Origin of the sequence: Micromonospora fulviviridis (assembly GCF_014648395.1) — a bacterium.
Lineage (GTDB): Bacteria > Actinomycetota > Actinomycetes > Mycobacteriales > Micromonosporaceae > Micromonospora > Micromonospora fulviviridis.
The window spans coordinates 170,715-183,252 of the sequence record NZ_BMRA01000008.1; the positions used below are offsets into that span (position 1 = coordinate 170,715).

9 protein-coding genes, 1 pseudogene and 1 riboswitch are annotated in these 12,538 nt (G+C 77.2%); of the genes and pseudogenes, 1 reads left to right on the forward strand and 9 read right to left on the reverse strand.

The features are described 5' to 3' along the window. Positions 1-8: 8 nt before the first annotated feature. From IEY96_RS21910 to IEY96_RS33190, 8 genes and pseudogenes are all read right to left on the reverse strand, one after another. On the reverse strand, positions 9-1,154 hold the full coding sequence (locus IEY96_RS21910) for a cobalt-precorrin-5B (C(1))-methyltransferase (protein ID WP_189196685.1): 1,146 nt from the start codon (positions 1,152-1,154) through the stop codon (positions 9-11). Beyond that, the gene (gene cobM, locus IEY96_RS21915; protein WP_229791778.1) at positions 1,151-2,023 is read right to left on the reverse strand and encodes a precorrin-4 C(11)-methyltransferase; all 873 of its coding nucleotides are present in this window, start codon (positions 2,021-2,023) and stop codon (positions 1,151-1,153) included. The genes IEY96_RS21910 and cobM overlap by 4 nt, the downstream gene beginning before the upstream one ends. Next, complete coding sequence (gene cobI / locus IEY96_RS21920; protein WP_189196686.1) at positions 2,020-2,778, reverse strand: precorrin-2 C(20)-methyltransferase; 759 nt, start codon at positions 2,776-2,778, stop codon at positions 2,020-2,022. Before cobI ends, cobM begins: the two co-directional genes overlap by 4 nt. Further along, positions 2,775-4,130, reverse strand: a complete 1,356-nt coding sequence (locus IEY96_RS21925; RefSeq protein WP_189196687.1) for a cobyrinic acid a,c-diamide synthase CobB — start codon at positions 4,128-4,130, stop codon at positions 2,775-2,777. Before IEY96_RS21925 ends, cobI begins: the two co-directional genes overlap by 4 nt. Further along, entirely contained in the window at positions 4,124-4,735 is a 612-nt protein-coding gene (gene cobO, locus IEY96_RS21930; protein WP_189196688.1) for a cob(I)yrinic acid a,c-diamide adenosyltransferase, read from the reverse strand. Before cobO ends, IEY96_RS21925 begins: the two co-directional genes overlap by 7 nt. After that, positions 4,735-7,031 (reverse strand): annotated as a pseudogene (locus IEY96_RS21935) (VWA domain-containing protein). The gene cobO and the pseudogene IEY96_RS21935 overlap by 1 nt, the downstream one beginning before the upstream one ends. A gap of 55 nt (positions 7,032-7,086) precedes the next feature. Beyond that, a complete protein-coding gene (gene cobN / locus IEY96_RS21940) occupies positions 7,087-10,755 on the reverse strand; it encodes a cobaltochelatase subunit CobN (protein ID WP_189196689.1) in 3,669 nt (1,222 codons plus the stop codon). A 152-nt stretch (positions 10,756-10,907) separates the two neighbouring features. After that, positions 10,908-11,042, reverse strand: a complete 135-nt coding sequence (locus tag IEY96_RS33190; protein WP_268247161.1) for a hypothetical protein — start codon at positions 11,040-11,042, stop codon at positions 10,908-10,910. Positions 11,043-11,088: 46 nt separating this feature from the next. Beyond that, positions 11,089-11,218: riboswitch (cobalamin riboswitch) on the reverse strand. A gap of 147 nt (positions 11,219-11,365) precedes the next feature. Here IEY96_RS33190 and IEY96_RS21945 point away from each other — a divergent pair. Continuing rightward, positions 11,366-12,076: an MBL fold metallo-hydrolase gene (locus tag IEY96_RS21945; RefSeq protein WP_229791779.1), complete on the forward strand. Its 711-nt coding sequence runs from the start codon at positions 11,366-11,368 to the stop codon at positions 12,074-12,076. Positions 12,077-12,151: 75 nt separating this feature from the next. On the opposite strand, the gene IEY96_RS21950 is transcribed toward IEY96_RS21945, so the two are convergent. Then, positions 12,152-12,484, reverse strand: a complete 333-nt coding sequence (locus tag IEY96_RS21950; RefSeq protein ID WP_189196690.1) for a hypothetical protein — start codon at positions 12,482-12,484, stop codon at positions 12,152-12,154. Positions 12,485-12,538 lie beyond the last annotated feature (54 nt).

Below are 12,538 nucleotides of genomic sequence, written 5' to 3' on the forward strand. Positions count from 1 at the left end.
GGTCGGGGTCACGCGGCCCACCGCCCCGAGGAGGCGACCACCCGGGCGCCCGCGAAGTCCACCATGGCCACGTCGACGGTGACCGCGTGGCCGGCGAAGCGACGCAGGACCTGCCGGACCCGCCGGCAGAGCAGGTCCCCGGCCGGGCCGAGCAGGCCGGCGGCCGCCCACAGCTCGTACGCGTGCCGGCCGGTGTTGGCCGCCGTCACGGCGGCGACCAGGTCCGGGTCGCCGCCGGCCTCGGCGGTGACCGCGCCGAGCAGCGACAGGTCCACCTTGGAGCGGGTGTAGTGGGTCATCAGGATTCCGGCGGCGAGCTTGGCCAGCTTGCCGGCCATGCCGACGAAGACCACCCCGGTCATCCCGTCGCCGACGGCGGCGGTGACCGCCGCGCCGGTGAAGTCGCCGACCTCGACGAAGCACACCTCGGGCAGCTCCGGCAGGAGCGCACGGGCGGCCCGCTCGGTACGCCCACCGGTGCACAGCACCACGGTCCGCTCCCCCTGGGCGGCCATCACGTGCACGGCCTGCACCACGCTGGCCCGCCAGGAGGCGGTGGAGAACGGCCGGACGATCCCGGTGGTGCCGAGGATGGAGATGCCACCGAGGATGCCGAGCCGCCGGTTGGTGGTCTTGCGGGCCATGATCTCGCCGCGCGGCACGCTGATCACCACGCGCACCCCGGTCTCGCCGAGGTCGACCACCTCGGCCACGGCCTGGCCGATCATGCGGCGCGGCGTCTCGTTGATGGCCGGGCCGCCCACCGCCAGGCCGAGCCCCGGCCGGGTTACCGTGCCGACGCCCGGCCCGCCGTCGAGGCGCAGCCCCGGCTCGTCCCGCCAGGTGACGGTGGCGGTCAGCTCGGCGCCGTGGGTGACGTCCGGGTCGTCGCCCGCGTCCTTGACCACCACGGCCTCCGCCCGGCGGGACGGTTCGAGGTCGCAGCGGGCCACCGCGAAGGTGACCCGCCGGCCGGCCGGCAGGCCGATCTCCACCTGGCGCTGCGGCTCGCCGGTGACCAGCGCGGTCAGCGCCGCCTTGGTCGCCGCGGTGGCGCACGCGCCGGTCGTCCAGCCGGTCCGTAGCGCGGTGGGCCGGACCTTGGCCGTACGCGGCAGGTCCGGCTCCCGCAGCGGCGGCTCGACGTACGTCACCGGCCGTCCCCGCCCGGGTCGACGCCGGGCTGGTCGACGCCGGGCTGGTCGACGCCGGACCTGTCGGCGCGGGCGCGGCGCAGCGCGGCGCGGGCGGCCGGCTCGGCCCGGCGGTGGGTGTGGAAGTGGCCGGGGTGGTACAGGTGCGAGCGGGTGCCCGTGGCGGCGAGCGCCGGACCGACCAGGAACAGGGTGTGCTTCCAGAGCTTGTGCGCCTTGACGGTGGCCTCCAGCTCGCCCAGCGTGCACCGGACCACCAGTTCGTCCGGCCAGGTCGCCTGGTACGCCACCACCACCGGGGTCTCCGGCGGGTAGCCGCCGCCCAGCAGCTCCGCCTGCGCCTGCCCGGAGCGGGCGGCGGACAGGAACAGCGCCATGGTGGTGCCGTGCCGGGCGAACTCGCGGACCCGCTCGCCGGGCGGCATCGGCGTCTTGCCGCCCTCCAGGCGGGTGAGGATCACCGACTGGGCGACCTCGGGGATGGTCAGCTCCCGGCCGACCAGCGCGGCGACCGCGGTGAACGAGGACACCCCGGGCACCACCTCCACGGCCAGGCCGAGGGCGCGGCACAGGTCGAGCTGCTCCTGCACGGCGCCCCACAGGGCCGGGTCGCCGGAGTGGATCCGGGCCACGGTCAGCCCGTCGGCGGCGGCCCGCTCGTACAGCGGCCGGACGCCCTCGATGGGCAGCTGGGAGGAGTCGACGATCTCGGCGTCCGGGCGGGCGTGGGCGAGCACGTCGGCGTGCACCAGGCTCGCCGCCCAGATGACCACGTCGGCCTCGGCGATGACCCGGGCGGCGCGCAGGGTGAGCAGGTCGGCGGCGCCGGGGCCGGCCCCGACGAACCAGACCTTGCCGGTGGTGGTCACAGTTTTCCTCCCCGGCCGTCCCGGCGGGCCGGGACCAGCAGCGTCGACAGGTAGGGCAGGTCGGCGGCGGCGCCGTCGACCGGGCCGATCCGCTCGCCGGGCAGGCCGAGCGCCCGGCCCAGCACGGCGTCGGCGAGCCGGCCCTGCCGGCGCAGCTCGTCGACCAGGTCGGGGTGGCGGCGCCAGCCCTTGTAGACGACGACGGTGCCGGGCCCGGCGAGCGCGTCGGCGACCGGCGTGAGCCCGGCGGTGGCGGGCAGCAGGGTGAGCGGTTCCCGGCCCTCGCACAGCGGCACGCCGGCGCGGGCGGCCAGCTCCTGCATGGCGGTGATGCCGGGCACCGTGCGCACCTCGACTCCGGGCCGCCGGGCCCGGACACCGTCGGCCAGGTAGCCGAAGGTGGAGTAGACGTTGGGGTCGCCGATGGTGGCGAAGGCGACCGTCCGGGCGCCCGCGTCGACGGCGGTCACCACGGCCTCGGCCGCGGCGTCCCAGGCCCGCTCCCGGCGTGCGGTCACCCCGCCGCGGTCGTCCAGGGCGAACGGCAGCCGGCGCAGCCGGTCCGCCGGCACGTGCGCCCGCACGGTGGTCTCGGCCCGGCCGGGGGGCGCGTCCGGGTCCGCGGCGTGCCGGTCCAGCACGGGTACGAACACCAGGTCGGCCTCGCCCAGCAGTCGCGCGGCCTTGAGCGTGAGCAGTTCCGGGTCACCGGGCCCGACCCCGATCCCGGTCAACACGGCACCGGTCGGGGTCACCGGCTCGCCGCCTCGACCAGCCGGCGGGCCGCCGCCGGGTGCCCGGCCCAGTGGGTGTGCAGGTAGGACGCGTGCACCCGGCCGGCCACGAAGCCGTGCGGGGCGCCGTCCCAGTGCCAGGCGGGGCGGTCGCCGTGCCCGGGGTCGGTGACGGTGCGGTGGAACTCGTGTCCGCGTACCGGGTCGCCGGCGCGGTGCGCCGGGGAGTCGGCGGCGGCCACCGCGTCGCGGTAGCCGAGGGTGAGCCGGCCGGTCATCCGGGCGGTGTGGTCGAGCCGCCCGCACATCGGCACCCCGTCGAGGGCGCGGCCGAGGTAGAGCAGCCCGGCGCACTCGGCGACCACCGGGCCGTCGAAGCCGGCCAGCTCGGCGCGGAGCGCGGTGTTGCTGGCCAGGGCGTCGGCGTGCACCTCGGGGAAGCCGCCGCCGATCACCACGGCCCGGGTGCCGGGCGGCAGGGCCTCGTCGCGGAGCGGGTCGAGGGTCACCACCTGCGCGCCGGCCGCGGTGAGCAGTTCGGCGGTCTCCGCGTACGAGAAGGTGAAGGCCGCCCCGCCGGCGACCGCGACGACCGGGCGGGCGGTGCCGGCGGGACCGCCGACCGCGACGGCCGGATCCCAGGCGGGCGCGGTCAGCGGCGGCGCGGTACGGGCCAGCGCCAGTACGGCGTCGAGGTCCACGGTGGACTCCACCAGGTCGGCGAGCGCGGCCACCACGGCGACGGACTCGGGCGCGCGTTCGGCGACCGGCACCAGCCCGAGGTGGCGGGACGGCGCGGCCACCTCGGCGGCCCGGGTCACCGCGCCGAGCACCGGCACGCCCACCTCGGCGAGCGCGTCGCGCAGCAGGGTCTCGTGCCGGGTCGAGCCGACCCGGTTGAGGATCACCCCGCCGATCCGCACCGCACGGTCGAAGGCGCGCATGCCGAGCACCAGCGCGGCGGCGGATCGGCCCTGCGCGGTGGTGTCGAGGACCAGCAGCACGGGCGCCTCGATCAGCCGGGCGACGTGAGCCGTGGAGGCGTACCCGCCGTGCCCGACCGCGCCGTCGTGCAGCCCCATCACCCCCTCCACCACGGCCACGTCGGCCGGGGTGGGCACGGTCGCGCCGTGCCGCAGCAGCGGGGCGATCCGCTCCGGGCCGACCAGCCAGGGGTCGAGGTTGCGGCCGGGGCGGCCGGCGGCGAGCGCGTGGTAGCCGGGGTCGATGTAGTCGGGGCCGACCTTGTGCGGGCTGACCGCCAGGCCGCGGCGGCGCAGCGCGGCGAGCAGGCCGGTGGCCACGGTGGTCTTGCCATGCCCGCTGGCGGGAGCGGCGACGACCAGCCGGGGCAGCGCCCAGGGCGTCACCATTCGATGCCCTTCTGGCCCTTCTGGCCGGCGTCCATCGGGTGCTTGACCTTGGTCAGCTCGGCGACCAGGTCGGCGGCCTCGACCAGCCGCGGGTCGGCGTCCCGGCCGGTGATCACCACGTGCTGGAAGCCGGGCCGGTCGCGCAGCGTGGCGACCACCTCGTCGACGTCGACCCAGCCCCACTTCATCGGGTACGTGAACTCGTCGAGCACGTAGAGCCCGTAGCGCTCGGCGGCCAGGTCGCGCTGGATCTGCCGCCACCCCTCCCGGGCGTCCTCGGCGTGGTCGGCCTCGCCGCCGCGCTGGATCCAGGACCAGCCCTCGCCCATCTTGTGCCAGCTCACCGGGGCGCCCTGCCCGGTGCGCTCGTGCACCTCGCCGAGGGCCCGGAAGGCGTTCTCCTCCCCCACCCGCCACTTGGCGCTCTTGACGAACTGGAACACGCCGATCGGCAGGCCGGCTGTCCACGCCCGCAGCGCCAGCCCGAACGCGGCCGTCGACTTCCCCTTCATCTGTCCGGTGTGCACGATCACCAGCGGTCGGTGGCGCCGCTGCCGGGTGGTCAGCCCGTCGGCGGGCACGTGGCTCGGCTTTCCCTGTGGCATCAGGCGGCGCTCCTCGTGGTGAGGCCGACGAGCGGGTCACTGGCCACGTCGGCGAGGTGGTGGTGCGGGGCGTGCAGTTGGGCGGCGAGGCGGCGGGCCAGGTGCAGGCGTACCGGGCCGGACTCGCAGTCGACGACGACGCAGGGGGCGCCGGTGGCGGCGAGCACGGCCGCCGCCCGGGCGGCCCGGTCCAGCGGGCGGGGGCCGGCCGTGGCCCGGCCGTCGGTGACCACGAGCACCAGGGGGCGGCGCTTCGGGTCGCGCAGCTTCTCCACGCGGAGCAGGTCGGCCGCCGCCAGCAGCCCCTCCGCGAGCGGGGTACGCCCGCCGGTCGGCAGCTCGGCGAGCCGGACCGAGGCGGCCAGCACGGACGAGGTGGCCGGGAGGAGAGTCTGCGCGCCCGTGCCCCGGAAGGCGACCACGGCGACCTTGTCCCGCCGCTGGTACGCATCGGTGAGCAGGGCCAGCACCGCGCCCTTCACGGCGGACATCCGCTCCCGGGCGCCCATCGACCCGCTGGCGTCCACCACGAAGAGGACGAGGTTGCCCTCACGCCCCTCGCGGACCGCCTCGCGCACGTCCGACGGGCGCAGCCGCAGCGGCCCGCCGCCCCGGCCCCGCGCGGCCTGGTGCGGGGCGGCGGCCCGGACGGTGGCCGGCAGGTGCAGCGCCCCGGCGCGGCCGGCGGGCACCCGCGCGCCGGTGGTGCGGCCCCGCCCGGTGCGGGCCCGGGAGCGCCGGCCGGGCACGCCCTCGCCGACGCCGGGCGCGGTGAACAGCCGGGCCCGCAGCCCCCGGTCGGGAACGGCCACGGTCCCCGGGCGTCCCTCGGCGCCGCCCGGGTCCCCCGGCCGGCCGCTGGACCGGGGCCGGCCGGCGCGCGGCCGGCGGCCATTCCCGGCCCCTGTGCCCCGGCCCGGCCCATCGGCCTCCGGGCCGTCCCCGTCCTCGCCGGCGCCCCGGTCGTCGCGCCCGAACCGGTCCCACCCGGCGTCGTCCCGGCCGCCGCGGTCGTCGCCGGGCCGGCCGTCACCGGACCAGCCGTCGCGGGGCCAACTGTCGCCGGACAGACCGTCGCCGGGCTGGTCGTCGTTGAACCGGTCGTCGTCCGCCCCGGGCCCGCCGGAGCCCCCGCCGGGCCCGCCGCCGGAGCCGCCGTCCGGCCCGGGCCCGCCGCCGGGTCCACCGTCTGGGCCGTCGCCGTCCGGGTCGTCGTCGGGGTGCTGCTCGCGGGCCCGGCGCAGCGCCTCGTCCAGGCGCTGCTCGTCCAGCCCCGGCGTGTCGAACGGGTCCCGGCGGCGGCGGTGCGGCAGGGCCAGCCGCGCGGCGACCCGGACGTCGTCGGCGGTCACCCGGTCCCGGCCCTGCCAGGCGGCGTGCGCCACGGCGGCGCGGGCGGTCACGATGTCGGCGCGCATGCCGTCCACGTCGAACGCGGCGCAGACCTCGGCGATCTGCCGCAGCGCCGCGTCCGGCAGCGCCACCCGGGGCAGCCGGCGGCGGGCGGCGGCCACCCGGCGGGCCACCTCGGCGTCCGCCTCGGCCCAGCCAGCGGCGAAGCCGGCCGGGTCGGCGTCCGCGGCGAGCCGGCGGCGGACCACCTCGGCCCGTACGGCGGGGTCGCGGCTGGCGGCCACCTCGACGGTGAGCCCGAACCGGTCGAGCAGCTGCGGGCGCAGCTCCCCCTCCTCCGGGTTCATGGTGCCCACCAGCAGGAACCGGGCGGCGTGGCTCACCGAGACGCCCTCCCGCTCGACGTGGCAGCGCCCCATCGCGGCGGCGTCCAGGAGCAGGTCGACGAGGTGGTCGTGAAGGAGGTTGACCTCGTCGACGTAGAGCACGCCACGGTGGGCGGCGGCGAGCAGGCCGGGCTCGTAGGCGCGTACCCCCTCGGCGAGGGCCTTCTCCAGGTCGAGCGAGCCGACCACCCGGTCCTCGGCGGCGCCGACGGGCAGCTCGACCAGGCGGGCCGGGCGGCGCTCGGCCGCCGACCCGGCCGGGTGCGGCCCGTCCGGGCAGCCCGGGTCGGGCGCGGCCGGGTCGCAGGCGAAGCGGCAGGCCGCGACCCGGTCGACCGGGGGCAGCAGCCCGGCGAGGGCGCGGACGGCGGTGGACTTGGCGGTGCCCTTCTCGCCCCGGACCAGCACCCCGCCGACGGCCGGGCTGACCGCGTTGAGCAGCAGGGCCAGGCGCATCTCGTCCATCCCGAGCACCGCGCTGAACGGATAGCTCGTCACTGCGCCTCCTTCGTTCGCGACTGCGGGGCTCGCAAACCCGGCTCACTCCTCACGCTCACTGCCCCTCCTTCGTTCGCGACTGCGGGGCTCGCAGACCCGACCCACTCCTCGCGCTCACTGCCGCTCCTCCAGGTCGCCCTCGCTGGCCAGGTACGTCTCGTGCAGGCGGTCGAGGGTGGCCGGCTCGGGTGCCGCCCACAGCCCCCGGCCGGCGGCCTCCAGCAGCCGCTCGGCGATGCCGCGCAGCGCCCACGGGTTGGACCGCTCCAGGAACTCCCGGGTCTCCGGGTCGAAGAGGTACGCCTCGGCGAGCCGCTCGTACATCCAGTCGTCGACGACCCCGGCGGTGGCGTCGTAGCCGAACAGGTAGTCCACGGTGGCGGCCAGCTCGAAGGCGCCCTTGTAGCCGTGCCGGCGCATGGCGGCGATCCAGCGCGGGTTGACCACGCGGGCGCGGAACACCCGGCGGGTCTCCTCGCCGAGGGTGCGGGTCCGCACGTCGTGCGGCATGGCGGAGTCGCCCACGTACGCGGCCGGGGCGCCGCCGGTGAGGTGGCGGACCATGGCCACCATCCCGCCGTGGTACTGGAAGTAGTCGTCGGAGTCGACGATGTCGTGCTCGCGGGTGTCCTGGTTCTTCACGGCGACGGCGATGCGGGCGAAGGAGCGTTCCATGTCGGCGCGTGCCTCCCGCCCGTCCAGCCCCGGCCCGTACGCGTAGCCGCCCCAGACGGCGTACACCTCGGCCAGGTCGGCGTCGGTGCGCCAGTTCCGGGCGTCGATGAGCGGCAGCAGCCCGGCCCCGTACGCCCCGGGTTTGGAGCCGAAGATCCGGGCGGTGGCCCGGCGCGGGTCGCCGTGCTCGGCGACGTCCGCGTCGACGTGCGCCTTCACGTAGTTCTCGGCGGCCGGCTCGTCGAGCGCGGCGACCTGCCGGACGGCGTCGTCGATGAGCGCGACCACGTGCGGGAAGGCGTCGCGGAAGAAGCCAGAGATGCGCACGGTGACGTCGACCCGGGGGCGGCCCAGCTCGGCGAGGGGTAGCACCTCGACGCCGGTGACCCGGCGGGACCGGTCGTCCCACGTCGGACGGACGCCGAGCAGCGCCAGCACCTCGGCGATGTCGTCGCCCTGGGTCCGCATGGCGCTGGTGCCCCAGACGGTGAGCCCGACCGACCGCGGGTACGCCCCCGTGTCGGCGAGGTGCCGGGCGAGCAGCGAGTCGGCGAGGGCCACCCCGACGTCCCAGGCGTTGCGGCTGGGGATGGCCTTCGGGTCGACGGAGTAGAAGTTGCGGCCGGTGGGGAGCACGTTGACCAGCCCGCGGGTGGGCGAGCCGGACGGGCCGGGCGGCACGAACCGGCCGTCGAGGGCGCCGAGCACGCGGTCGATCTCGTCGGTGGTCCGGTCCAGCCGGGGCACCACCTCGCGGGCGGCGAAGCGGAGCACCTCGGTGGCGTCGGGCACGGGAGCGCCGACCACCTCCTCGACCACCGCGCCGGCCTTGGTGTCGTCCCAGCCGAGGGTCTCCATGCCGAGCACGAGCCGGCGGGCCAGGGCCTCGATGAGGTCGACGGCGTCGGCGGCGGTGGCGGCCGGCCCGTCGACGGCCTCGGTGAGCGCCGCCGGCACGGTGATCCGCGCGCCGGGCGTGGCGAGCAGCGCCGCCTCGTCGAGGCCGGCGTGGGCGGCGAGGGCCTGGCGCAGCCCGGGCAGCGCGCGGACCCCGCCCCAGACCTGCGGGGCGCGCAGCACGGCGAGCACCAGGTTGACCCGGGCCTCCCCGGCGGGCGCCTCGGCGAGCACGTGCAGGCCGTCGCGGATCTGCACGTCCTTGACCTCGCAGAGGTAGCCGTCGAGGTGCAGCACGAAGTCGTCGAAGTCGTCCGTTCCGGGCATCTCGGCCTGGTGCAGGTCGTGGTGCAGCTCGGCGGCGCGGACGAGGTCCCAGATCTGCCGCTGCACGGTGGGCGCCTTGGCCGGGTCGAGGGCCTGCACGGTGGCGTACTCGTCGAGGAGCTGTTCGAGTTTCGCCAGGTCGCCGTAGGTCTCGGCGCGGGCCATCGGCGGCACGAGGTGGTCGACCACCACGGCGTGCGCGCGGCGCTTGGCCTGGGTGCCCTCGCCGGGGTCGTTGACGATGAACGGGTAGACCAGCGGCAGGTCGCCGAGGACGGCGTCGGGGGCGCAGTCGGCGGCCAGCCCGAGACCCTTGCCGGGCAGCCATTCGAGGGTGCCGTGCTTGCCGAGGTGGACGACGGCGTCCGCGCCGAAGCCGCCGTCGGCGACCGGCACGGCCAGCCAGCGGTACGCGGCCAGGTAGTGGTGGCTGGGAGGCAGGTCCGGGTCGTGGTAGATGGCCACGGGGTTCTCGCCGAAGCCGCGGGGCGGCTGGATGAGCAGCGCCACGTTGCCGAAGCGCAGGCCGGCGAGGACGAGGTCGCCGCCGTCGGTGTAGAGCCGGCCGGGCGGCTCGCCCCAGTGCTCCCGCATCCGCTCGCGCAGCGGGGCGGGGACCGCGTCGAACCAGCGCCGGTAGGTCTCCCCCGGCACCCGCGCCTCGGCGACGGCGAGCTGTTCCGGGGTGAGCCACTCGACGTCGTGTCCGCCGGCGGCGATCAGGGCGTGGATCAGGGCGTCCCCGTCGTCCGGCACCGGCCCGTCGCCCAGGTGCCAGCCGGCCTCGGCGAGGGCGGCGAGCAGCCGGACCGCGGAGGCCGGAGTGTCGAGGCCGACGGCGTTGCCCACGCGGGAGTGCTTCGTCGGGTACGAGCTGAGCACGATGGCGAGGCGCTTGTCGGCGTTCGGCACGTGCCGCAGCCGGGCCTGCCGGACGGCGATGCCGGCGACCCGGGCGGCGCGCTCCGGGTCGGGCTGGTAGACCGAGAGCCCGTCGGCGTCGATCCGCTTGAACGAGAACGGCACGGTCACGATCCGGCCGTCGAACTCGGGGATGGCCACCTGCATGGCAGCGTCCAACGGGGACAGTCCGGCGTCGCTGGCCGCCCACCGGTCGCGGTCGCTGGTGAGGCAGAGCGCCTGGACGATCGGCACGTCCAGGGCGGCGAGCGCGCCGACGTCCCAGGCGTCCTCGTCGCCGCCACCGGAGGCGTCCGCGGCGACCGCCCCGCCGGCCGCGAGCACCGTCACCACGAGGGCGTCGCACCGGGCGAAGAGGTCGAGCGGGCCCGCGCTCGGGGTGAGCGCGCGCAGCGAGCCGCAGAACACCGGCAGCGGCTGCCCGCCGGCCGCGGTGACCGCGTCGGCCAGGGTCTCGACGAAGGCGGTGTTCCCGGCCAGGGCGTGCGCCCGGTAGAAGACGATGCCGACCACGGGCCGACCGTCGGGCGCCGGGTCGGGGCCGAGGATCCCGTGCGACGGGGTGGGCGCGGGCGGGGCGAAGCCCTCGCCGGTGAGCAGCACCGTGTCGGAGAGGAACCGGGCCAGCTCGGCGAGGTTCTCCGGCCCGCCCTCGACCAGGTAGGCGAGCGCCTCGGCGGCCACCCCGGCGGCCACCGTGGACGCCGCCATGAGCTCCGCGTCGGGCACCGCCTCGCCGCCGAGCACGACCGTGGGCACGCCGGAGTCGAGCACCGCGGCGAGGCCGTCCGGCCACGCCTGCCGCCCGCCGAGCAGGCGTACGACGGCCAGGTCGACGCCGTCGAGCAGCGCGGGTACGGCGTCGGCGGCGACCCGGGCGGGGTTGGCCAGCCGGTAGTCGGCGCCGCTGGCGCGGGCGGCGAGCAGGTCGGTGTCGGCGGTGGAGAGCAGCAGGATGCGCACGGACGGCTCCGGAGCGTGACGCCCGGCGGCGCGGCGGGGCCGGCGGCGGGCGGGGGCGGGTGCGGGTTCTGCGGGTACGCGGGTCCGGCGGACGGCTCACCGACCACGAGTCGGCAGGGGCGTCCGGCCGGGCACGGAACCCGGCGGGACGATCAGCGGCGGGCGGCGCGGGCCCGCCCGGCGCGCGGCGCGACGGCCTGCGGGGCGGCGAGGTGTGCGGTCATCGGCGCGTCAGTGCGCGCCGGCCGGATACGACGATCGTCGTCGATGGCGGAAAGGCCGTGCATCGGGGTCCTCCTCGGGTGTCCACGCCCTGGGGTTCTCCGACGGCCGAAGTATCCTGGCTCCCGGATCGACGCTCACCCCCGGCCTTCCAACCGCGCACGCACGGCCGTGACTCACGAGGGGGGATCGCTCCCCGGTGACAGTGGCGGGACCGCGCCGGAATCGCACCGGCTTCCTTCACTGCCGTCAGGCCGCGAATGCTGCCACAGCCGCCCGGCGGGGGTCAACGCCGGGTCCCCGAGCGGCCGGCCAGCCCGCAGCGGCGCCCGGCCGATAGCATCGGTCGACCGTGGACCACGGGCCACGGAACGGGGAGGAACTGAGGGTGGCACTGCGACATCTCGCCGGTCGGGTCTGGTTGTTCCCCGGCGATCCCGACCCGTTGGCGGTCCGCCCGACCGTGGCGGTGGTCGCCGACGACCGCGGAAGTGTGATCATCGACGCGGGCCAGAGCCCCGCCCACGCCCGGGAGGTCCAGGCCGAGCTGACGGCGGCCGGGCTGCCGGAGCCGCGCTGGCTGGTCTACACCCACCACCACTGGGACCACGTCTGGGGCGCCTGCGCCTGGCCGGGCGTGGAGATCGTCGGGCACGAGTCGGCGGTGGCCCTGCTGCGCGCCGAGGCGGCTCGGCCGTGGAGCCACCGCTACCTGCGCGAGCAGGTCCGCGAGAACCCCCGCCTCGGGCACAGCTTCCGCGCCCGGGCCCTGGCGGTCGACTCCTGGGACGGCTTCGCCGTGCTCCCGCCCACCCGCACCTTCGCCGACGAGCTGACCCTGCCCACCGGCGTGGTGGTTCGGCACGTGGGTGGCCGGCACGCGCCGGACTCCGCGGTGGTGCGGGTGCCGGACTCCGGGGTGCTGTTGCTCGGCGACTGCTGGTACCCGCCGCCCGCGCACCTGCGGACGCCCGAGGACGTGCCCGACCTGGCCCTCGCGGCGAGCCTGCTCGACGACGACCTCGCCTGGTACGTCTCGGCCCACGACGAGCCGCTGCCGCTGGCCGAGGCGCGGGCCGCCCTGGGCGGCGCGGGCTGATCCGAGCGGCCGCGCTGGGCGGCGCGGGCCGACCCGAGCGGGCCGCTGGCCGGCGCGGGCCGACCCGCGTCGGGGTCAGCGGGCGCGCCGCTCCGGGTGGGCCCGGTTCCAGGCGCGCATCCGCTCCGGGTAGCCGGTGCGGGCCGCCTCGTAGAGCGGGACCGCGTGCTTCTGGGCGATCTTCCCGGCGGCCCGGGGCGAGCCGGTGCGGCGGCGGATCCACTCACCGTCGTGGGCGATGGCCACCACGGTCGTGTCCGTGGCGGTGGTCTCCGGCTCCAGGTAGAACTCCACCCCGCGGCGGCTGGTCACGAACGCCTCCAGCGCGGCGAGGTCGTCCCGGGTCGCCTCCCGGTCGAGCTTCGTCGGGGTCGTCGGTTCGGCGGCCCGTCGACTGAACCAGCCCATGCCCGCCTCCTCTCCTCGGCGTTCCGTCCAGTGCAGCACCCGTACCTGGGAAGC